The organism is Leptospira stimsonii, from assembly GCF_003545885.1.
Lineage (GTDB): Bacteria > Spirochaetota > Leptospiria > Leptospirales > Leptospiraceae > Leptospira > Leptospira stimsonii.
This window is the reverse complement of the sequence record NZ_QHCT01000004.1, coordinates 64,053-84,917: the sequence shown is the minus strand read 5'-3', so window position 1 is coordinate 84,917 and position 20,865 is coordinate 64,053. Positions and strand designations below refer to the sequence as shown.

Sequence of the window (20,865 nt, the reverse complement as noted above, 5' to 3'; positions counted from 1 at the left end):
GGGACTATGGCAGGAACTACTCCATCCGGCGACGGAGATGAAATAGGCAATATCAATATCACTCCCATGGTGGATGTGATCTTGGTGCTCTTGGTTATTTTTATGGTAACCGCGAACTTTTTAAAAAAAGAATCCATCAATATCAATCTTCCGAAGGTCGCGGCCGCGGACCCGAACGTGGCACAATCCGTACAGGTCGCTTTGACCAAGGACGGTAAAATTCTTTTGGAAGGAGCGGATACTTCGATCGAAAGGTTGAAAGCTCAGTTGGAACGGGATTCTAAGATCAGACCGAATATGCGTCTGACTCTTTCCGCGGATTCTTCTTTGCCTTACGGTAAGATCGCGGAAACGATGGGAGTGATTCGAAGAGCGGGCGTCACAAAAATCGCCCTTTCGGTTAAACGTTAGGCGAAATAGGAAATCAGAATGGTAAGCGTTCCCGAAATCAAACAGAAGATCCTCAAGTTTGGTCTATTCAAATTTTGTCTGATCGCGTCTTTTGTTTTGCATACGGTCACGATCGGCGCCTATTTTATCGCGACCTATATTCCGGACTCGGAAATTTCATCCGATGATTTGGAAGCTCAGGACGTGGAAGTCGATTTGGAAGAAATTCCTCCGGAATTGATCGGTGGAACCTCTTCTCCCGCCCCCGTTGAAAAACAAGAATGGGTAGAAGGTTCCAATCAAAACGCGGACGATCCGATCGACGAAGATTTGAATCCGAACGCTCTTTCCGGAAACGGAACCGATAAGGACGGATATTTATTTTCGTATAACGGCGACAAAACGCCGACTCCGATCATCGACTTTGATCTGAGGGATTTTTTTCCGGCCCAGGCGAAGTCGGCAGGAATCGTATCCAAACAAGTCGTCGTTATCGTTCAGATCGACGAACAAGGTAATCTTCAAGGAGCGAAGGTCGCCTCGGGGAAAGCCGGGTTTGGATTCGACGAGGCCGCGATAAAGATCGTAAAGATGGCTCGTTGGAGTCCGGGTTACGTGCAAGGACGTCCTACAAGAATGTCTCATAGAGTTCCGATTTCGTTTAATCTCGAGGACTGAAATTCTTATATTCTCGCCGTCTTTTTTCGTTTCTTTTCGTCAAAAAATTATAGATTGATTTTCCATCCATTCCTCACCAAATCTATTTCCGTTTCGATCATCGTCGCTTGTTTGTATTTCGTTTTAGCAGAGAATCCGTTTGTAATCGGAGACTCGCAAAGTTCCGTTTCCGTTTTTAAGGTGGATCGGGAAATACCGAAGTTTAGAATCCGAAACGAAAAAGAAGATTTTTTTACGGAAGAGAATTTACAAAACGGGAAATATCTTATTTACTTTGGATACGGAGATTGTAGATCGATTTGTAGAACTGGAATCTCAAAATTGAATCATCTCCTTTCCATGCGCGAATTTTCCTCTTGGAGTTTGGTGTTGGTCAGTTTGGATCCTGAGAAGGATCGAGTGCAGGAATCTTGGTTGAGGAAATACGTTTCTCACTGGGAAAAATCCCCGATTCTACTCTTACCGGAAAATCGGGAAGAATCCAGAAAAATCGCCAAACGGTTCCAGCTTATCGTAAACGAAGAATTCTCCGGGGAGATCTTTCATCAAAATTCGCTTTATATCACGGACACGAAAGGAAAGATCCGCGTCGTTATTCCCGATATGTCCGAGTTTTCCGAAAAAACGTTTCAAACCGTGAACGTCGCGATCGATTAGAGGTTGATAAACTATGTCGAAAAATAAAAAGCAAAACTCAAAAGTCTCTTCCGCACCGGAGGAAATGGTTACCTTTGGAATCTCGCCTCAACAGAAGGCGTTTGAAAAGTTACGAACCGAAATGAAGTCCGCGGACCGTTTTATTTGGATTCTACTTTTGGCGCATATTCCCGCGGCTGTTCTGTTCTCCATCGGTTTTGGAACCTGGAAGTTCGCCTTGTATTCTTCGCTTGTATTGGGAATAGCGGGAACCTTGAATTACATTTCCTTTCGAGGAACTCTTTTTAGCAGAATTTTGAATGCCTTATTGCTTATGATCTTTTCCGGAATCTTCATCCAATCGGAATTGGGAAGAATCGAAATGCACTTCCATATATTCGGAGCTCTCGCGTTTCTGCTCATCTATAAGGATTGGAAGGTGATCGTACCCGCCGCCGGTTATATCGCGGTCCATCATGGAATTCTAAACTACTGTCAAGAGTTCGGATTAAAATGGAACGAAACCCCGATCGTCATTTTTAACACCGGCGCAGGATTGGAAGTCGTCCTTGTGCATGCAATATTTGTAATATTTGAATCCGGAATTCTTATCTATTACTCGGTTCTACTAAAAGGAGAATTTTTAAATTACTGGGAAACTTTCTATTCGAAAGAAGAATTCCACTCCGCCAATCTTGTCATTCAGAAGTCGGTTCAAGCTAAGGTGGATTTTTTGAGGGAGAATATGGCTTCCATGGCCAATAGCGCTCTCAGCGTGGTTAAAAACTCGGACGAGCAGATTTCTAACATCGGCTTGATCGACGCCGCTATGGACAATGCCTTGGGAAATTTGGATCGGGTATCCAGAGCCTCCGAGATTCAATCCGAATCTCATAAAGAATTTTCCAATCTCTACTCGACTTTCGAGGAAAAATTTCAAGTTCTCGAGGATGAGATTCAGAACAGCAAAAAAATCTTGGATAAGGCCGGACAACATACGAGACAAAGTGAAGAATCTTTGCAGAGGATGGACGACTCGATTCGGAAAGTTTCGGCAAGTTATCAGGAGATGTCGCAGAGACTTAGAGTGATCAACGACATCGCAGAGAAAGTGAATCTTCTTTCTCTCAACGCTTCCATCGAAGCCGCCCGAGCCGGCGATCAAGGAAGGGGATTTGCGGTTGTCGCCGATGAAATTTCCAAACTCGCAGATCAAACTGCGAAGACTATCAAGGAGATTCACGGTTTGATTCTTACCGGCAATGAAGCGATGGATAAGAATACGGAGATCGTTCAACATGGAACACAAACCGTTTCCAAAGTAATCGAAGACGTGAACGAAATTATGAAAGTAACGGAATCGTTTTTTGAAACCTTAAAGGATCAGACGAAGGTCAGAGAAAGATTGAGCGGTATTTTTGATCGAGTGATTCGAAACGCGGGAGAATTGGAAGTGGTCATCAAAGAACAATCCGGGGTCATTCAGGAAGTCAAACAAACTTCCGTCTCGATCGTAGGAGCGACGCAGTTCATTCACAAACTGGCGATCGAATCTTCGGAGATCGCAAAAACTTGCGAGGAAGTTTCCGGAGATTTAGGACAAGAAGCCGAACTATTTAAAAATTAAAAAATTCTTGCGGATCGGATTCCGAGACCTATACTGCACCCTTGATCGTAATTAGACTACAGATGGAGACAAAGATGAAATTCAAAGGATCTGCTTTTATCGCTTTTCTTTTTTTAACCTTACCGCTTTTACCACTTTCCACTCCCCCGACTCTCGAAAACCAAATTAGAAATTCGGATTATATCGCGCTCACTCGGATTACAAATGTTCACGAGAAAAAAATTTCCGATACGACCGTTTCCGTAACCGCAACGGTTGAAATCTTAAAACCCTGGAAGGGAGGGGAAAAATTGCCGACGAAATTCGAGATCGGATTTATGATTTTTCCCGAATTGCTGGGTAAGTGGTTGAAGGCCGCTCCTCCTGAGGGAGACTATATTCTATTCTTAATTCAGAAAACGGTAAAAGACAGCAAAGGAAACGAATCCAAGCTGATCGCTTTGTACGAGCCGCATCCGTTCGCGTTCAAAGAATATGCGAGAGAAACGGAAGATCAGATCAAAGAAATCATTCAATCTCAAAAAGGGAATTAGACTAAGTATATGAGAATTTCAAAATATTCTTTAATCACCTTCATTCTTCTTGTTTCGGTCCAGACTTCCGTTTTCTCTCAACCTTCTCTTCGTTCTTTGGGAATGAAACAGGAATCTTCCGAACTCCTTTCTTCTTTAAAGGATACGAACCCGTATGGGATATCCCACAGAGGACTTTCCTCCAAGGTGGATCTTTCCGATTCGATGCCGCCTGTCGGAAATCAGGGCGAACAAGGAAGTTGTGTCGCTTGGTCAACCGCTTACGCGACAAAAAGTTTTCAGGAATATATCGAAAGAAAAGGTTCTAAGGATTGGTCTTTGCGAACTCAGGACGGAAGCCCGAATTATACGAAAATATTCTCGCCGGCTTTTATCTACAATCAAATCAACGGCGGAAGGGACAACGGTTCTCTGATCTCCGACGCGATGAGGGTCATGGTGGAAATGGGTGCGGCTCCTTGGGATCAAATGCCCTACAATCCGGCCGATTATCGAGCGCGACCTTCTCAGGCCGCAATCGCCGCCGCTTCTCGTTTTAAGGCGAAAGAATTTCTAAGAGTCAAAACCACCGATCTTTCGGAAGTAAAAGCCCAACTCGCGGAAGGAAAACCGGTCGTAGCGGGTATATTAGTATATGAGAATTTCTTTAACTTAAAGGGTAGTACAATTTACAAGGAAGGGGTCGGTAAAACCTACGGCGGGCACGCGATCGCGCTCGTCGGTTATGACGATTCCAAAAACGCAGTGAAGTTTATCAATTCTTGGGGAAAGGATTGGGGCGATCAAGGATACGGATATATCGACTATCGCTGGTTTACAAAAATTTGCCAGGGTGCGTTTGTGATGCTGGATCAAGTGGAGGCAGTTACCGACCAAGGGAAACCCGATTCCGCAACTCCGGATCCTGCTACGGTTTCAGGCGATACCAATAACAATCCGGTTCCTCCTTCTACGATTACCGCTTCGCAAGGAAGTTTTAGCGATAAGGTTACGATCAACTGGGAAGTTGTTCCGGGTGCGGTCGGATACGAAGTGCATAGAAAGGCTCCCGGAGATTCCGGTTTTTCCAAGATCGGTCTTTCTGCGACCAATAGTTTTAGCGACGACGGAGTTCAACCGAATCTCGCGTATAGATACAAAATTCTTACGTTAACCGATACATCGGCATCCGATCTTTCTCCCGGAGAAGTGATCGGCTTTGCAAAGACGGAAGAATTAAAACCGCCTCCGAAAGTCTTAGGACTCAAGGCGACACAAGGCCAGTATGATAATAAAGTAGAATTGGCCTGGGAACCAGCGGATGCCTCTGCGGAATACCAAGTCTTTAAGTATAACAAAACGCAGAAGAGATACAATCCGATCGGAAATTCGAAACTGAATAGTTATACGGATACGACCGCGGCAAAAAAAGGGATCGTTGAAATCTACGTAGTTTCCGCAAAACTCAACGGTAAAACCGGCGAACCTTCCGACGCGGCAAGCGGGTTTACTTCACAACCGAAAACGCCTCCCGCAAAACCTCTCGGTTTAGTGGCGACGAGAGGAGCGTATCAGAGTAAGATCGAACTCAGATGGAAAAAAGTATCCGGAGCTTCGAAATATCTCGTATTTCGTTACGTGAAATCCGGCTGGATCGGCGGTGGCGCTTGGGAAAAAATTTCCGAAACGGGTGCGGAAGAATTCGTAGATGAAAATCTTCCTGCACGTTATGCGTATTATTCTGTCACCGCGGTGAATGAGGAAGGTAAGAACGGTCCCTTCTCCAGTTTTGCTTACGGATTTACGGATCCGAACAAACAAAGAGGAGTGAAACTTTCAGCCCCTGAAAACGTAAAAGGTGTGTTGGACGTAAAGAATTCCAAAATATCTCTCACCTGGGATAAAGTAAAAGAGGCTTCGGAATATTATATTTTTCGCAAGAAGAGAGGGGAATCCTCATGGACGTTCCTCGGATCGTCTGGAGATAAGAATTCGTATGTAGCGGATATTCCTGCAAAGGAAACTCTATTTTTGTATTCCGTTACTTCTAAATCGGATCTTGGTGGAGAAAGTAGCAACTCCCTTCCCGCGTCTGCGGTTCTTTCCACTGCGGTCGTTGCACCGAAAAAAAGAACGTTTGGGGGAGATTCTACGCTTGAAAAGTTCAAGGGTCCTTGGACTGCGATGGCTTGGGACGGAAACAACGGAGTCAGTCAAGTTCTGTTGGAAATCGAAAGCCAGGACAACGTAAACTACGTAGTGAAGTTCAATAAGAAGAAAATCTTCGAAGGAAAATACGTAGAAGAATCTCCGATCATAGACAAGGACGGAAAATTTAAGATCGAGATCGAAAAATCCGGAGACGCGCTTTCCGTTACGATGAAAGATCAAACGATCGTAAATCAGAAATCGAATCTTTCCTTCTTAAAAGAATAAGGAAGAATCAAGATCTACAAGGATGTAAAGCCGAAGACCAATCTACGTCGGCCTTACATCCTTGTTGTAAGTTCTTTGCATTTTCAGAGTGAAGATTCATTGCTATATCAGTTTTTTCGATTGTAAATCGGTTTTCGCGCGAAGTTTTCCTCCTCCCTACCCTTGAGGCCGAGATCGAACATCGGAAATCGATCGCAAAATCAGAAATTCGATGATCGGAGTTTTTGCTAAATCAATTTGTCCTTCGATTTGCAAGTCTCTCACTTTAAAATTCCCCAAGTTATGCGCTCATTCCTTTGCACGTTTCTCAGTTAAATTCGAGGTCGCCTTGGTCGAGAGTTTTCTGAGGGAATAGGCAATCCGTTCGTTCTTTGTTCCTTCCGGAAAAATGGTCAATCATTGCTTGCGTTTTTCGATGGAAGGAGGATAAACAGATTTATGAGAAAAGTTGTTTTTGCGATCAATATTTCTACGGACGGATATTGCGGTCACACGGACATGAACGCTGACGAAGACGTGCATAAGTACTTTGCCAATCTAATGCTAACCGCGGGTCAAATTCTTTATGGAAGAATTACGTATCAGTTGATGATCCCGTTTTGGCCGGAAATCGCCAGAGACCAATCCATGTCCAAAACAACTAACGAATTCGCTCTGGCCTTCGATTCGGTCGAGAAGATCTTATTCTCCAGAACTTTAAAACACGTTGAGGATAGAAATAGCAGATTGGCACGGGAGGACATCGCAGATGAAGTGATCGCGTTGAAGCGGCAACCGGGGAAAGATATATTCGTGGGAAGTTTGAGTATCGCTTCCCAACTTTCGGCGCTTCATCTGATTGATGAATATCGTTTCGTAGTTCATCCTGTTCTTGTCGGGAAAGGACCTCGGTTATTTGATGCCGTAAAATTACAAGAGAGTATTCAGTTGGACTTTCTCGGTTCGGAAACTTTTAAATCCGGTACCATCGCGCTTCATTACAAAAGACGTCAGTGAAGTAATTTTTTTCTTTCGATTTGTTTGTGGTTCCTCCATTGAATGTGACGCGTGGTTTCGTTTTCCTTAGGTAGCTCAAAGGATTGCGCGCTCGTTCCAGTTAAGCATTAGTTTCTCTCTATCAAGTTTGGTTTTTGATGTGATGCTCGCGCCGAAATTACATGTACCTTGAATTGCCAATGTGACTTTCGATGTCGGATTCGTGTACTTATTTTGCAATTCGTTTCAGATGTGAGGTGCATCCCAATTCTTTCTCAAGTTACGAACAATTTGCCGATGTGAGTGTTGGAATGTCTGCTCCTTTGGGTTGTGAGCAAAAATGAGGAAGGAATTTTTTTACGAAATCAAACCCAATTCTTTTGAAAGTTTAAAGATATTTCCTTTCGCCTTCAATTTCAAAAGGAGTTCTTCCGAGTTGAGAATCTTATTCACGACCGATTCCGGAAGATCTTGCATTTCCTCGTAGATTTCCTTGTATTCTTCGATCGAAATTTTTGTACAGAAAAGATTGGCTTGGAAGTAATAGACCTGGTGTGCGATGAGGAAGTTGAGAGAATCGATGTCTTCCAAAGCTTCCGCGGTGATAATCGCTTCTCTGTTATCCGAAAGTCTTCTACAATAATCGATAAACGCGAGGTTGTCTAAGAATTTCGTGAGATCCTGATCCGCCTTGAATTTAAAACTGATCGGATCGAGTTTGAATTCTTTGATCATTTCTCCGAGATCCAAAACGATCTGGTGACTCTGACTTTTAACTCCGAAATCATCCGCGGCGAAGCTGATCCCGAAATTCCAAAAACGTTTACAAACACTTTTGAGCGTGATCTCCGCTTCTTCGTATGGTTTTTCGATCAGCTCCATCCTCACGAGAGCCGGACTTAGATTTTGATTGAGAAGAAGGTTGTGAAACCGGGTTACCTTCTCATCCGTGTCGAACGTATCGATGAGAGTCTGTGGAGAAATGTTGAACTTTAAAAGTCCCGGCGCACCGTTACAACACATCGTTAGTTTTTCCAAGATCAGAAGTTCGATCCGATTTAAGTCCTGATCGTGAGGAATATCCCGAATTAGGTCCGCATAACCGGCGTAAGCTTCTCCGCCCACAAAAACCTCCCCGCCCTTCATCGAATACGTGTGAAGTTTGTGGTTGTAGTGGATGATCGGCTGGATTACCGCGTCCGCTTTTTCGCCCGCGAAGTAATCGTTGACTCGATTGAGATACGTCCAACTCCAACGAATGAGATTGTCTTTTAGGTTCTTGAGGGAAGAAACTTCCAGTTCGTGAAAGATTTCATCCACGTAAGAGATATAATTGCACTGGGTTCTCGCGATTCCGAAATCGAAGTTCATCGAACCGTTTTTGATCGAAACTTCTCGGAATCTTCCCAACACGGAATCAAAGTTTAAAAATCCGTTGGATCCGCTGATTTGAACCGGAGCGACTCCGATCAGAAGATTCTTCTTATCCCCGTAACAATAATAAGAATAGTGATTCTCCGCGCCGGGATGAAGTTCCGAAATTTTGATCGGAACCAATTGGAGAAAATCCAAAAAGGAAAGGGATTTGATGTCTTGGAATCTTAGAAGAACGATCGGTTTTCCGCGATTCTCATTGATAAAGACGTTCTTGAATTGTTCAATCTCGCCTTCATCAAAGGAGCGGATCTTCGGACTTTTAGAAGTTGTCATTTCAGCCTTTGTTTGCAAAAGATCCGTCCGTTTCCGGACTCGAGTCCATCATAACAGTTGAGATATTTAGAACCATCGATTCATCGTTCTAATAAAAAGATTCGATGGAGGATTCTCTTTGTAAAGCCTAAAAGGAATATTTTCCGGATTCAAAGTTGGTGATTTTTAATTCCGAAATTCTCTTCACCGTAGAACTCGTGTTTTCAATAATGACCTCACCCTTTACGTCGATTTTCCGATCAAAGAGGACTTCACCTTTTACGATCAGTGAAGTGCAGTGCACTAAAGAAGGTATTTCCGGGAACAATCGATTGAAGTCCTGTATTTTCTTGTAGTATTGTTCATCCAATGTAATCAATACTTCACCTAAGCCTGACTTTTTCCTTTCGTCTGACATCGTGATCGAATAATCGTCTAATAGCTGATATGCGTCCGATCTCCTTACGAGGTAGTCTTCGCATTTTTTTACAGGGGCAAATCGATCTCTCGGAATGATGATTCCCTTGATACGCGTAAAATTTCGTATCGCAGATCCCATCGCGGTTTCCAACTGAAGCACTTCCTTTCCGTCGATCTTCTTCGGATTCACGATTAGGGAGAGTTCGAAGTTTCCTTGGAGGAGTCTTTCCTTAAGTGCTACGAGATTGATCCAGAGATTGTTCGTCGAAAAACTTCTAAACTTTCCCAATCCTTCGAACTCGTGCATGTGTTCACCAGGAACCTGCGCCGTTTCTAAAAGTTGATAATTCTCCGGTTTTCCGTTTAAAATTCTTCTGTAAATCGCCCCACCCTTTTTGTCCGCCAGGGTCTTCGGAGTCATTTCCATACAGAACTCGAGATTTTCTCTCAGAAGATATTCGAGAATTCCCGGATGAACCGTCGCTCCCAGATTGTCACCGTTGGAAACAAAGGCCACTTTATAACCGTCTTCGATAAGAGTATCCAAAAGACCGGTTTCCAAAAGGGAAATCCAGATGTCTCCGTGCCCCGGAGGACACCATTCTTCGTCCGGATTCTTGCATGTAATCGGCGTTAGGTTTTCTTTCAAAAGACGAGGAACCTTGTGTTGCAAAAAGGAAGTCGCAAATTTTTGTTTGAATCCGATTCGTTTCAATTCGGCTTGGCTCTCTTCCTGAGTGTTAAAGCTGTCCATGAGTATCAGAGGAACGGACACGTTATACTTCTTTAAAATGACCTCGGATTGTTTCGCGATGATCTCCAAAAAAGACATTCCATTTTTGAGTTCGATCAATGACTTTGGACCGGAAAGTCCCATCGAAGTTCCGAGTCCGCCGTTCAATTTGATGACGACTAGATTTTTTAAGATCTCGGGTGAGGGAGAAGTTTGTTTTTCGATTTCTTCGAGTGTGATTTCGTCCTTTTGAGGGTCCAAATCCCCGACTTCTTCCCAACGAACCATCCCGGTTTCTCCGTTGCGAACCTGGTCCACTTTCTTAAGAAAATCCTGGATGAACGTTTCGGACATTCCTTCCGCGAGCATTTTTTGCCGGATTTGTTCTTCCGATTTTGATTTTAACGAATCCATCGCACCACCGATTTGCTATTGTATTGTTCGTCGAACTCGGTAAACTCGATTGAATATTTTTCCGTCGGGTGCGTCGGTTCGTAAATGAGTTTGGCTCGGATCTCTCTTCCTTTACCGGGAATTTCCTTCGGGACTTCTTCGTTTTCCGTGTAGAGAGGAAGAAAAACCAGATATGTATAAATATAAACGATTCGTTCCGGAGTTTTTCTATAAACCAGAACTCCTTTGCCCGTTAGATCCTTTTTAAGAATTTTCGTATAAGGAACCGGGAACCATTTTCCCCAGGTCTCTTTGAAATTTTTCTCCATGCCCGCGTGAGTCGGTATATTTGAATAGACAGCCGAAGGAAGGATGAAAAAAATCCCAAGGAAAACAATTAGCTTCTTTGTATTCATGAAAGACTCTGACAGTCTTGTCTTTTCACCCCATAACTTCAAGCCATTCTCATGAAAAAAATCATTTCCTTTTTTAGAACCTTCTTCTATTTCCTTTCCGAAATTTTAGAATTTATCCTTTCTGTAATCTCGTCTTTGATTCCTTCGGGAAAAGATCCGAATCTTTCCAGAGGCGATATTTATATCGTTACCGGTTTTCTTTCCGGTCCTTTGTTCTATCGTAAACTTTGCAAAGCCTTGGAGGCGAAAGGTTATCAACCGAGAATTTTGAAAATCCCTGCCTTCTTTTTAAACACAAAAAAAACGGTGGAAGTTTTGGCGAAACAGATGGATCAGATTCCGGCTAAGTCCGTTTTGATTGCGCACAATACCGGAGGGCTTCTTACACTTTTACTTCCGGACCGAAGCCGACAAAAGATAAGAGGTCTCGTGACTTTAGGAACACCGTTTCGCGGAAGTTATCTCTTTTCGATTTTTCCCGTTTCCGGTTTGCGTTACGGATCTCCGTATTTGCAGGAACTTTTTAAGACCTTCCTCTTTATGGATCGATTTCATCCTCTTTCTCCCATGAAAGAATTTATTTTTCTCCCTGCTTCGTCTTCGATCTACGGCGAGGAACGGGATCTTTGGTTTGATATTCCCGGCAATTACAACCAAGTTCGAAAAAGTGAGAACATTCGAACGATACTGGAATTTCTCGTCTTTCATTATCCAAGCGACGTCGCAAAAGAATCCGAACGGGTGGCGATGGCCGCTCTTCATGAAAAACTGATTTCTCAAAAAAAGCCGCAGATTGCGATCAAAAAGAAACGTGTAACAGCTCCTACAACGAAAAAGAGAACGTCCGCTTCTCCCAAAAAGAAGTCAAAGGTGATTCCTAAAAAAGCCGTCCAAAAGAAAACAAAACGATAAGCGATTTTCTTTCCGAGGATATCGAACGCGGTTTTACGATCTTGCACGGATCCGAACCACAAGGTCGCGATGTTCATTTTCGTAAAAAGGAAAAAGAGAGGAAAGGAACGATTCTAAAAACGAAATCATTTTTTTTTCGAGACGGGAATCGATTCCATCATTTGCAAGAGAACCATTTTGGATTTTGAAAATTCATTATGTAAACCCGGAAATAACATTACGGAGTTTCCGAATCACTGCCGATCGAGTGGGAGTTCGTCTAACGTTGACCGTTTACGGTTGGTGGAGGATTCGGTACTGATCATAGAGAGCGTCGTTCGAATCGAAAACGCCCTCGCCTATCGCCAGAATTTCTCCGGATTGTAAGGAGACGACTCGAAGCTGAAGAACAAAGGTCTGATCGTTGAATTGAACGGAACCGAGGAGAACCAAATCTACTCCGGAAAGTTTTCCGATTTCCAAAGATTTATCCGAAAGTACGAGCCCGGATTTTTGAAAGGTCTGTTCGTCGATCAATCGACTCAATTGGGATTTTTCGACAAGAATCAATTTGCCCGGCTCGTTCATTTGGGTAAGAAGTTGTCCGGAGATATTGGATCCAAGATTGGTGACGGAACCGTTTTCGTTTAACAAAGGAAGGATCGCGAGTTTTAGAGCATTCTTTCGATCCGGCAAAGAAGATTCTCTGTTGGTTTGAATTTGTCTTTTCAATGAAGAGGAAAGTTCCTCTAAAACGACCGGAAGCTCCTTCGGAAGATTTCGTTTCCCTCCGCGACCGGAACCCGCACAACTCGAGAAACAAAAAAAGAATAAGAATATGATAAAAATGGAATGTTTCATTCGAAATATTTGACCAAGGTCACCCGATTTCCCGTTGAATTGAACTTCACTACGTCGAAAGTGGAAAGAGCAAACGCGATCCCTCTGGTTTGCAGAGAAGCGGTTTCGTCCGTCTTTGTGATCGCGTTTCTCACGGTTTTTGCGTGGTTAAAACCTTTCCCTTCGTCCGTAATTCTATAACCTACTTTCTGTCTGGAAAGAAAATATTCCACGAGAATTTTTTTATCCCTGTAATACGGATCGTTCTGACGAGTTAGAATGAATTGAAAATAATTTCCTGATTTTAAGGCTTTTGCCTTGTCCTCGTTTGAAATATTCAAATTTCCGTGTTCGATCGCGTTGATGAGCATTTCCCGAAGACTCGTACGAATCGAAAGTGCGATCGTAGGATCGGTGAAACGGACCAAATTGAAGGTCAGCCTTTGACTCAAAAGCTCCGCGTTCTGAAGATAATTGTTTACGGAGAATACGATTCTTTCCTCGTCCAAAAATCTTCCCATGAGATCCTGATCGGGTTCGTAAGCCCTCCCCAAAATTTCTCGTCCGGATTCGTGTTCGAGAATCTGAAGACGAACCTGGAGTTCTTTCGGTTCTTTGAGATACTTTTGTAAGAAGTCCGCTCGAAAATAAACCGGTTTTCTCGTGTTCGAAAGTTCCTCCATTCTTTCCATTACATACAATTTTTTGAATGCGTCTTCCAGTCCGCCGGTGTTATACATCAATTCAAGAAAATTCTTTCCGATTACGTCTGCAGGTTTGAAACCGAGAAAAGTGGAAACGGCCTTGTTCGTTCCGGTGATGTTTCCGTTAGAGTCCAAATTAAAAAGAAAGTCCTCTTCTCCTTCGTATAAATTCTTATATTGAATCGCGGATTGTTCGTGACGAAGTTTGAGAAGATTCAGGTTTGTGGCTTGTGTTTCCAAACTCAAAGAAAGTTGTTTGATTCGATCCGCGAGTCCCAAAGAAAGAAGAGCGACTTCGATCGCGGAACCGATCTGAAGTCCCCACTGGGTAAAAAAATTATCCGGAAAAATTCCGAAAGCTTTCATCGCATATAAAAAACTTCCGAAAATAAGAACCGCCCAAGCAGTCAAGAAGAATCGTGCCGGTCTGTGCCCCTTCCATACACACTGAAGACTGTTGATCAAAAGAAGAAACAGCGTAAGGAGAAGAACGATCAAACTGGAAACGACACTAAACGTATAACTGAAGAAGCTAAGAGATCCGATACAGCCGAAAATGCAGATCGCAATCAAAGGATAATAGAATTTATCCGTAATCGGAGTGATTTTAGAAGATTCTAAAAAAGATTTTCCGAAGAGACAGGCCGCGAGAAACGCACAAAACATAAAGAAGGGAAGGCAAATGTTTCCCCATTCGGGGCTATTCGGCCAGAGGAATTCATAGGACAATCCGTTCAGAGTCAGTTGAAAGAGAACATCAAAAAAAATGAATATACTATAATAGAGATAACTTTTATCCCTGGTGGTGATCAGAAGAAAAAGATTGTAAACGAACATCACGATCATCGCCCCGTAATAAAAACCGAGGGTCGCGTATTCTTTCGCAGTCTGTTCCAAATATTCCGTCCTCGAATAAGCGGATAAAGGAATGATGATGGAACTTTTGGATTGAATCCGGATAAAGTAATCGGTTTTGGAAAGAGGAGGTTCGCTGAGTTGAAAGGGAAAGTTTCGATTCTCCGCCAAACGTGTAGCAAACGGAAGTTCGTCGCCGGTAACGACCAAGGGCAAAGCCCCGTTTCTGGAAGAATACAATTGGATCGAATCGATTAAGCTATATCCGTATTGGAGAACCCAATTTCGAGTACCTCGTTCCCTATTGGCGATCGGAACCCGAATCCAAATCGCGGCTTCCGAATATCCGAGGCTGTTATTAAAAAGAGGAATGGACTTTCCGGACCGAAATACGTTTTGAATTTCGGGAAAGGAAAGTTTACCGGTTTTGTCTTCGTAAAAAGTGAGAAAGGGCTGAAGATCGACGTCTTCCATAATCACAGTGGGTTCGAATTCGGAAGAATCCGAATCTTCCGCGAGGATGGAAACAACTCCGGAAAAAGCCAAAACAAAACAGAGTATGGCTTTGTATTTCCGGAGTAGATCGTTCACAGAAATCCTTTGATGACTCGAAATAGATCCGCGGTGACGATAAAGGTTCCGATGCTACTTCCGATTTGAGGAAGCATAAAGACAAGAAAAATGCGGATCACGTTATTCTTCCAATACCCTTTCCAGTGTTCGGAATCCTGCGCGATTCTTTCAAAATCTTCCACGAGAGGTTTCCGCAACCAAGACTCGGACAACGCCGCGACCCAACCAGGTTTGATGACAGGGTTGAAATTCCCGACGGGAGCGGCCAAAAACGCAAGAATGACGGACAGAGGATGAGCGAGCGCGATGATGGCGCCTAACGCGGCGAGTCCGCCCTTGACCAAAATCCAACGAAGTACGAATTCTTGTCCTTGTTGTCTTCCTCCGAAATAAAAAACGGTGAGAATCAAACCTAAGAAAATTCCGGGAACAATCAAACCCTTCCAACGATCCCAAGCCGTTTTTTGCGGAAGATGATCGAGACTGGAAATGTCCTTGTCTTCGTAAACGTGATTCATGATTCCTTGCAAGTGACCTGCTCCCACGACGGCGAAAACCTTCTTTCCGTCGACTGAGGCTTCTCTGATTCTTTGCGCGAGATAAGAATCCCGTTCGTCGATGATTACGTTTTTGATCGATTCGTATCGTTTTGGAAGTTGGGAAAATAGATCCTTCAGAACGTCGTCCGATTTCATCTCTTCGATTTTTTCTTCGGAGATGTCTTCCTTCACAAAGAGAGACGTAAGCAATGCAGAGAGCAAAACCATACGATTGAAAAGTCCGATGTTCCACCAAGCACGTTTGAGAGTTGTGGAAACTTCTCGATCGATCGGAACGATTTTTGCGCCGGTTTTTTCGCCTTCCGCGATCGCCATTCTCATCTCGTCACCGGGACGAATGGAACCTTTGCCCAGTTTTTTTTGAAACGCGGAAAGGATAAGGCTGGAAAGAAGAAGATACATCTTTCTTTCTTTAAAAACTTTGAATATATCGAGTTTCTTCCAGTGTTCGGAATCTTTTACCGAACGCATTCTGGAATTGCAGAGTTCCACGCAAATCGTGTCCGGCTTTTCTTCACGAATGATTCTTTGTACTTCGTCTATGCTCTTTTGACTGATATGTGCCGTGCCAAGAATTGTTACGGACGTTTTACCGAGTTTAAACGATTCGATCGGTTCCGAGGTCGTATTCTTTTTTTTCGTCTCGGTTTTTGTATTATCTTTGAGTGCTTGTTTTGCCATTCCAAAAGCAGTGTATGAAACCCGGATCGTCGCGTAAAATGAAATTCTGCTCGATTTGTATCCGAATTCTTCTCCGATTCCGAAACTCGAATTGGCAACGAATTCATTTGAAAATTCCTATTAGAAAAATGGAAAAGAGAATCGTTGCTTGTATAAAAAGTGCGACTTTTCGAATTGTGGTAATCTCTCTTTTCGAACGTCTCAAAAAAGTATTGAAGAATTCGGGACGTTACCATATTGTCTTGGATACTCTTTTAGAACGAGATATCACCCGGATAACTGGATACAAATGCTGGCAAAAGGAACGAAGGTAGTCAATGTTGGAATCGCTGACCTGCAAGGCGGGCAGTCTCCTGAAATTCTAAGAACGACTCTTGGATCCTGTATCGGAGTCGTGTTTTACGCTCCTGAAAAGAAGGTAGGTGCGATGGCGCACTTTATGCTTTCGAAAGATCCCGGTGGAAAAGATTCGCAGAAGAATCCGTTCAAATACGCGGAAACCGCGATCCCTTTGCTGATCAAAAAAATGGCCGAGTTAGGTTGTAATCCAAGGGAATACGGCGGACGTCTTTTCGGAGGCGCTTCGATGTTCAAAGGGGTCCAGTCCAGTTTTCTCCAGAATATCGGAGAACAGAATATTTTGACCGCACGCGCCCTATTGGAACAAAACAAAATTCCTTTGATCGTGGAAGATGTCGGAGGTAACGACGGAAGAACCATCAGCTTGTATTTGGACGACGGACGTGTCCTTTTAAAGAAAGCGGGTTTTGAAAAGTACCTCTACAAGGTCAGGTAAAAAAAGATGAAAGAAAAAATAGATCAACTCTTTTTAAACGACGCCCAACTTCCCAGAATCTCCTCCGTAGTTACGAAAGTAATGCAGATGGTACAAAAGCAGGATGTTTCGATTCCCGATCTCGCAAAAGAAATTTCGAATGATCCCGGCTTGACCGCGGAAGTGATCAAACTTTCCAATTCGGCTTACTATCGCGCGGCAAAACCGATCAAAACGGTTCAAGAATCTCTGATGACTCTTGGAATCAAGACGGTAAAGGATATCATTCTTCTGACCGCTTCCAAAGGAATTCTCAAAAAAGAGTTGAAAGGATACCAAGTAGAAGCCGAAGACAATTGGATTCATTCTCTCACGGTCGCGGAACTTTCCAAACGAATCTGCGAACAAAAGAAACTCAAGATCGGAACGGATCTCGCGTTTACGGGTGGACTTTTGCACAACATAGGCAAGGTCATCCTGGCCGACTTTTTTCCGGCAGTACTGATCACACTTCGAGAAGAATTAAAAAATCACACTTCTTCGTTTTCGGAGTTGGAGAAAAAACATTTCGGATATTCGCACGAAGAGGCCGGGGCTAAACTATTAGCGAAATGGAATTTTCCGAAAGAACTCGTACACGTTGCGGAGAACTACACTCATCCGGAAGACGAAAAGGATTATCCCGAGTTGGTATCGGTCGTTCATGTCGCTCACACGATCTCGATTGCGGCCGGTGTGGGAATCGACATTGCAGGTTTGTCGACTCCGATTTCCAATAAAGCTTTGCAGATTTTAGGAATTACCGATTCTGACTTACAGATGTATTATACGGTTCTACCGGAGATACAGAAACATATCCGTGAGTTAATCCAGGCTTGAAAAAAAATTTCGCTTTGATCGGCCCGAGGGGGGTCGGCAAATCTAAAATCTCCCGTAAATTATCTAAGATCACAGGAATGCCCGTAATTTCGACGGATATGATTGCCGTTTATGAAATCGGAGGGATTTCCATTCCGGAATTTATCCAAAGAAATAATGGAAATTGGAAGTCGTTTCGTGATCTTGAATTTCGAATTTTAGAAAGGCTAAAAAACGCCAGCGGAATCATCCTGGATTGCGGGGGCGGAATTCTTTTCGATTTGGATTTGAAAGGAAACGAAATCCTAAGTGAGAGAAAAACGGAACTCCTCAAGTCCATTGCGACCGTAGTCGGTCTTTCCCGTTCCACCGAAGTTTTGGTAGAAAAAATTCAAAACGACCCGACTCGGCCGGCCCTCAGCGCCGTCGCCTCGTATCGAAACATCTTAGAATCTCGACTTCCTCACTACGAAAGCGTGTCCGATCACTATCTATCAATAGATGATTTGAAGGTCGAAGAGATTTGCGACAGAATTCTTCAGAAAATTGACTTTTGAATTGACACAATTTGGAAATATTTGATTTCTTTTTTTCAAAGCTACAAAAAAGAATAGAAATCTGTGGAATGACGCCTAACGGGTCGAGCACGGATTTGGCAGGAAAGAAGAGATGTCAGAATTGGAACTTCCGAAAAAGAATAAACATTCGATTGAAAGACTCAGCAAAATCATTCGCCAGAGAAATTATAAGAAGGCAACTGCCTATACGTATCTCAAATACAACGTAGACTTCTTGAATTTTGCGGATAAACCGGCGGAGAAAATCACTCTGAAGGATCTCAATCGTTATATGGATCATCTGAAAAAGAAGAGGGTTTCTTCCTCAACGATCCAGATCAATGTCAGTTCCCTCAAGATGTTCTTTGAAGACGTGATGAAAATGGATCTTTTCCGCGACTTTCAGAGACCGGTTCGAGAGTATAACAATCCGAATGCGATCACTTTTAAAGAAATGCAGAATATTCTAAAATCTGCATCTTCCAATGCAAAACACGAACTGATGTGCGGTCTCGTATATTTCGGGGGTCTTCGAGTCGGAGAATTGATTTCGCTGAAGTGGAATCATCTGGATCTAAAACGCAAGTGGATTCAGATCAAATCGAGCGTTCTTTCGCAATCGAGGACCGTCGAAATTCCCACGGAACTTCTAACTCTGATTAAAAAATATGAAAAGGAAGCCTTGGTTTCTGCGAATTCGTATCTGTTCCCTGGAAAGAGTTTAGGATCACATACCACCTCCAGAAACGTGGAAAGAATCATTTCCGAAATCGGTAGAAACGCAGGCATTGCAAGTCCGGTGACGGTCTTTACACTCAGACACAGTCGAGCCCTTCATCTGATCGCCGACGGTTCTCCCCTGGCTCAGGTGAAAGATTTTCTCGGTCACAAAACCTTGGCAAGCACCGAGTCGTACATTCCTGTGAAGAAAAATCTACGCGCCGCCGTTCGAGAAAAATCGAAACAAGACGCACTTCGGAATATTCGGAAAAAGTTTAAGACCGGTTAAAGTGAGGATTTTCAATCGGCGATTTCAACCATGTTTTCGCTTGTGGAAAGGATTGTTAAGAACCTTGGTCTACTTTATTTAAGAAGAATTTGCATTGATTGATTCTATACAATTCCGGGTCGAATACAAATGATCTTTGGCGGAGGGTCAAACCAGTTGAGAAGATCGATGAAGTCCCCTTTCTTTCGTCAGAATTCTAATTTCCGTTTGCTTTAGACTTTTGAAACGAGTTCCTGTCTTTTCTTTCGAATTTCCCTTCTTTTCAAAAGAAGACTTTGAATTCTTTGATGTCGTTCTTTCGTAAGCGGCATCAAAAGAAAGATCAGAGCGCCGAGGATGAAGAAACTTCCTACAACGGGACCGAAAAGAATCGAAAGACGAAAACCCAGTTCCGGGATTTGATCGACGGAACCTTCCTGATAACCGATTCCACTCAAAAGAATTCCGCCGAAACCTAAGCCGAGCGCCCTCGCCACTTTCGTCGCCATCTTCCAGAGCCCAAAGAACCAACCTTCTCTCTTTTCTCCGATCTTGAGCTCGTCGTAGTCGACGATATCCGCTACGAGAGAATCAAAGAGCAGGACGGCACCGGCAAAAAATCCTCCGAATACCGCGGCGAATAAGATCGGAAGGATTCCTCTTTCCGGGAAGAGAGGATAAACCACGAAAGTCATGATTCCCAAAAGAAGGACTCCCCAAAACGCGGGCCATTTTTTTCCGTATCGATTGGAAAGGTAGACCCAAAGAAGAATGGATAAAATCAGACAAACGACAAACGGAAGAAGAATCATCAATCCGATTTCCGCTTCCGTTAAACGAATTCTATATTTATAATATAGATTTACGATCGAAGAATTGAAGGTTCTTCCGAAGGTCGCGATGATAAATGCGAGAATCAAAGGTAAAAAATAACGATTTTTAAAAACGGATGTGATCTGAACGAACCAAGTATGTCCGATGGAAACCTCGGTTTTTCGATTCGGATTCTGCGGTAGCCTTGATTCCTCCACTTTGTCCCTTCCCGAAGTCGAAAAAAACGCAATGAGGGATGTCAGAACCAGAATGCCCGCGATCGTGAGAGAAGTGTAATTTCTGGTGACCAAAAGCCGAGAGACTTCGTTTTCGTTCGGAAACAAAGCCGAATAAAAGGAAGGAAGAATCAAAACGAGAATAAATCCTATATTACTAAAAAAGAATCTCCATCCGAAGATTCTCGTTCTTTCGGTCGGAGCGAATGTCATTTCTCCTCCGAGTGCGATATGCGGAACGGCGAGAATCGTCATCGATGTGTTCACCAAAAGATAAACGAAAAATAGAAAGAAGAATTTCTGTGTCTGTGTTTCCAAGGACGGAGGAGAAAACATAAGATAGATGGAAATCGCAAGAAGAATTCCTCCGCTCAAAATGTAAGGTCTTCTCTTTCCGAGTTTCGTTCTTGTATGATCGGAAAGATAACCCATCAAAGGGTCCGAGATCGCGTCCCAGAGAACGGCGACCGCGAGCGCCAATCCAGCGAGCGAAGCCCTGAGGCCGACCGCCGTGACGAAAAATTCCAAAAGATAGATTTGCGCGAGTACTTCGACGGCGGTGATTCCGATTTCCGCCACCGCGTATCCCGCCATGACTCGCACGGGAATTGATTTTATTTTTTCCATGA

General features: G+C 43.4%; 19 protein-coding genes. 12 read left to right on the top strand and 7 right to left on the bottom strand.

Annotated features, from left to right (window positions below):
* The first annotated feature begins 6 nt into the window (after nucleotides 1–6).
* From DLM75_RS14775 to DLM75_RS14745, 7 genes are all read left to right on the top strand, one after another.
* Nucleotides 7–411: an ExbD/TolR family protein gene (locus DLM75_RS14775; RefSeq protein ID WP_118969284.1), complete on the top strand. Its 405-nt coding sequence runs from the start codon at nucleotides 7–9 to the stop codon at nucleotides 409–411.
* A gap of 18 nt (nucleotides 412–429) precedes the next feature.
* Nucleotides 430–1,068 (top strand): energy transducer TonB, encoded by a 639-nt coding sequence (locus DLM75_RS14770; RefSeq protein ID WP_118969283.1) that lies wholly within the window; start codon nucleotides 430–432, stop codon nucleotides 1,066–1,068.
* A 54-nt stretch (nucleotides 1,069–1,122) separates the two neighbouring features.
* A complete protein-coding gene (locus tag DLM75_RS14765; RefSeq protein ID WP_158586479.1) occupies nucleotides 1,123–1,725 on the top strand; it encodes an SCO family protein in 603 nt (200 codons plus the stop codon).
* A gap of 13 nt (nucleotides 1,726–1,738) precedes the next feature.
* Complete coding sequence (locus DLM75_RS14760; protein WP_118969281.1) at nucleotides 1,739–3,331, top strand: methyl-accepting chemotaxis protein; 1,593 nt, start codon at nucleotides 1,739–1,741, stop codon at nucleotides 3,329–3,331.
* Nucleotides 3,332–3,405: 74 nt separating this feature from the next.
* Nucleotides 3,406–3,864, top strand: coding sequence for an LIC_20196 family exoprotein (locus tag DLM75_RS14755; RefSeq protein WP_174715092.1), 459 nt, complete (start codon nucleotides 3,406–3,408; stop codon nucleotides 3,862–3,864).
* A 9-nt stretch (nucleotides 3,865–3,873) separates the two neighbouring features.
* Nucleotides 3,874–6,279 carry a C1 family peptidase gene (locus DLM75_RS14750; protein ID WP_118969280.1) on the top strand — a complete coding sequence of 802 codons (2,406 nt, stop codon included), beginning with the start codon at nucleotides 3,874–3,876 and terminating at the stop codon, nucleotides 6,277–6,279.
* A gap of 438 nt (nucleotides 6,280–6,717) precedes the next feature.
* Nucleotides 6,718–7,275 carry a dihydrofolate reductase family protein gene (locus tag DLM75_RS14745; RefSeq protein ID WP_118969279.1) on the top strand — a complete coding sequence of 186 codons (558 nt, stop codon included), beginning with the start codon at nucleotides 6,718–6,720 and terminating at the stop codon, nucleotides 7,273–7,275.
* Between the two features lie 336 nt (nucleotides 7,276–7,611).
* Here the strand turns inward: DLM75_RS14745 and DLM75_RS14740 are convergent, their stop codons facing one another.
* From DLM75_RS14740 to DLM75_RS14730, 3 genes are all read right to left on the bottom strand, one after another.
* Nucleotides 7,612–8,964, bottom strand: coding sequence for an EAL domain-containing protein (locus DLM75_RS14740; protein ID WP_118969278.1), 1,353 nt, complete (start codon nucleotides 8,962–8,964; stop codon nucleotides 7,612–7,614).
* A 127-nt stretch (nucleotides 8,965–9,091) separates the two neighbouring features.
* Nucleotides 9,092–10,510, bottom strand: coding sequence for a UTP--glucose-1-phosphate uridylyltransferase (locus DLM75_RS14735; protein WP_118969277.1), 1,419 nt, complete (start codon nucleotides 10,508–10,510; stop codon nucleotides 9,092–9,094).
* Entirely contained in the window at nucleotides 10,498–10,905 is a 408-nt protein-coding gene (locus tag DLM75_RS14730; RefSeq protein ID WP_118969276.1) for a hypothetical protein, read from the bottom strand. Before DLM75_RS14730 ends, DLM75_RS14735 begins: the two co-directional genes overlap by 13 nt.
* A 51-nt stretch (nucleotides 10,906–10,956) precedes the next feature.
* Here DLM75_RS14730 and DLM75_RS14725 point away from each other — a divergent pair, with 51 nt between their 5' ends.
* Complete coding sequence (locus DLM75_RS14725) at nucleotides 10,957–11,817, top strand: lipase family protein (RefSeq protein ID WP_241547943.1); 861 nt, start codon at nucleotides 10,957–10,959, stop codon at nucleotides 11,815–11,817.
* Between the two features lie 273 nt (nucleotides 11,818–12,090).
* Here the strand turns inward: DLM75_RS14725 and DLM75_RS14720 are convergent, their stop codons facing one another.
* The 3 genes from DLM75_RS14720 to DLM75_RS14710 are packed head-to-tail and all read right to left on the bottom strand — an operon-like array spanning nucleotide 12,091 to nucleotide 16,009.
* A complete protein-coding gene (locus DLM75_RS14720; protein ID WP_118969275.1) occupies nucleotides 12,091–12,657 on the bottom strand; it encodes a FlgO family outer membrane protein in 567 nt (188 codons plus the stop codon).
* Complete coding sequence (locus DLM75_RS14715) at nucleotides 12,654–14,786, bottom strand: 7TM diverse intracellular signaling domain-containing protein (protein WP_118969274.1); 2,133 nt, start codon at nucleotides 14,784–14,786, stop codon at nucleotides 12,654–12,656. Before DLM75_RS14715 ends, DLM75_RS14720 begins: the two co-directional genes overlap by 4 nt.
* Nucleotides 14,783–16,009, bottom strand: a complete 1,227-nt coding sequence (locus tag DLM75_RS14710) for a TraB/GumN family protein (RefSeq protein WP_118969273.1) — start codon at nucleotides 16,007–16,009, stop codon at nucleotides 14,783–14,785. The genes DLM75_RS14715 and DLM75_RS14710 overlap by 4 nt, the downstream gene beginning before the upstream one ends.
* A gap of 289 nt (nucleotides 16,010–16,298) precedes the next feature.
* Here DLM75_RS14710 and DLM75_RS14700 point away from each other — a divergent pair, with 289 nt between their 5' ends.
* The 4 genes from DLM75_RS14700 (at nucleotide 16,299) to DLM75_RS14685 (ending at nucleotide 19,208) form a co-directional block, all read left to right on the top strand.
* On the top strand, nucleotides 16,299–16,805 hold the full coding sequence (locus DLM75_RS14700) for a chemotaxis protein CheD (protein WP_118969271.1): 507 nt from the start codon (nucleotides 16,299–16,301) through the stop codon (nucleotides 16,803–16,805).
* Nucleotides 16,806–16,811: 6 nt separating this feature from the next.
* Nucleotides 16,812–17,663 (top strand): HDOD domain-containing protein, encoded by an 852-nt coding sequence (locus DLM75_RS14695; protein WP_118969270.1) that lies wholly within the window; start codon nucleotides 16,812–16,814, stop codon nucleotides 17,661–17,663.
* The gene (locus DLM75_RS14690) at nucleotides 17,660–18,199 is read left to right on the top strand and encodes a shikimate kinase (RefSeq protein ID WP_118969269.1); all 540 of its coding nucleotides are present in this window, start codon (nucleotides 17,660–17,662) and stop codon (nucleotides 18,197–18,199) included. Before DLM75_RS14695 ends, DLM75_RS14690 begins: the two co-directional genes overlap by 4 nt.
* A 112-nt stretch (nucleotides 18,200–18,311) precedes the next feature.
* On the top strand, nucleotides 18,312–19,208 hold the full coding sequence (locus DLM75_RS14685; protein WP_118969268.1) for a tyrosine-type recombinase/integrase: 897 nt from the start codon (nucleotides 18,312–18,314) through the stop codon (nucleotides 19,206–19,208).
* Between the two features lie 212 nt (nucleotides 19,209–19,420).
* On the opposite strand, the gene DLM75_RS14680 is transcribed toward DLM75_RS14685, so the two are convergent.
* Nucleotides 19,421–20,863: an MFS transporter gene (locus DLM75_RS14680; protein ID WP_241547942.1), complete on the bottom strand. Its 1,443-nt coding sequence runs from the start codon at nucleotides 20,861–20,863 to the stop codon at nucleotides 19,421–19,423.
* Nucleotides 20,864–20,865 lie beyond the last annotated feature (2 nt).

Coding starts and splice junctions, on each gene's coding strand:
- DLM75_RS14730 (WP_118969276.1), bottom strand. CDS start 10,905: ATGAATACAAAGAAGCTAATTGTTTTCCTTGGGATTTTTTTCATCCTT.
- DLM75_RS14680 (WP_241547942.1), bottom strand. CDS start 20,863: ATGGAAAAAATAAAATCAATTCCCGTGCGAGTCATGGCGGGATACGCG.
- DLM75_RS14725 (WP_241547943.1), top strand. CDS start 10,957: ATGAAAAAAATCATTTCCTTTTTTAGAACCTTCTTCTATTTCCTTTCC.
- DLM75_RS14685 (WP_118969268.1), top strand. CDS start 18,312: ATGTCAGAATTGGAACTTCCGAAAAAGAATAAACATTCGATTGAAAGA.
- DLM75_RS14760 (WP_118969281.1), top strand. CDS start 1,739: ATGTCGAAAAATAAAAAGCAAAACTCAAAAGTCTCTTCCGCACCGGAG.
- DLM75_RS14750 (WP_118969280.1), top strand. CDS start 3,874: ATGAGAATTTCAAAATATTCTTTAATCACCTTCATTCTTCTTGTTTCG.
- DLM75_RS14695 (WP_118969270.1), top strand. CDS start 16,812: ATGAAAGAAAAAATAGATCAACTCTTTTTAAACGACGCCCAACTTCCC.
- DLM75_RS14745 (WP_118969279.1), top strand. CDS start 6,718: ATGAGAAAAGTTGTTTTTGCGATCAATATTTCTACGGACGGATATTGC.
- DLM75_RS14700 (WP_118969271.1), top strand. CDS start 16,299: ATGCTGGCAAAAGGAACGAAGGTAGTCAATGTTGGAATCGCTGACCTG.
- DLM75_RS14710 (WP_118969273.1), bottom strand. CDS start 16,009: ATGGCAAAACAAGCACTCAAAGATAATACAAAAACCGAGACGAAAAAA.
- DLM75_RS14770 (WP_118969283.1), top strand. CDS start 430: ATGGTAAGCGTTCCCGAAATCAAACAGAAGATCCTCAAGTTTGGTCTA.
- DLM75_RS14735 (WP_118969277.1), bottom strand. CDS start 10,510: ATGGATTCGTTAAAATCAAAATCGGAAGAACAAATCCGGCAAAAAATG.
- DLM75_RS14720 (WP_118969275.1), bottom strand. CDS start 12,657: ATGAAACATTCCATTTTTATCATATTCTTATTCTTTTTTTGTTTCTCG.
- DLM75_RS14775 (WP_118969284.1), top strand. CDS start 7: ATGGCAGGAACTACTCCATCCGGCGACGGAGATGAAATAGGCAATATC.
- DLM75_RS14755 (WP_174715092.1), top strand. CDS start 3,406: ATGAAATTCAAAGGATCTGCTTTTATCGCTTTTCTTTTTTTAACCTTA.
- DLM75_RS14740 (WP_118969278.1), bottom strand. CDS start 8,964: ATGACAACTTCTAAAAGTCCGAAGATCCGCTCCTTTGATGAAGGCGAG.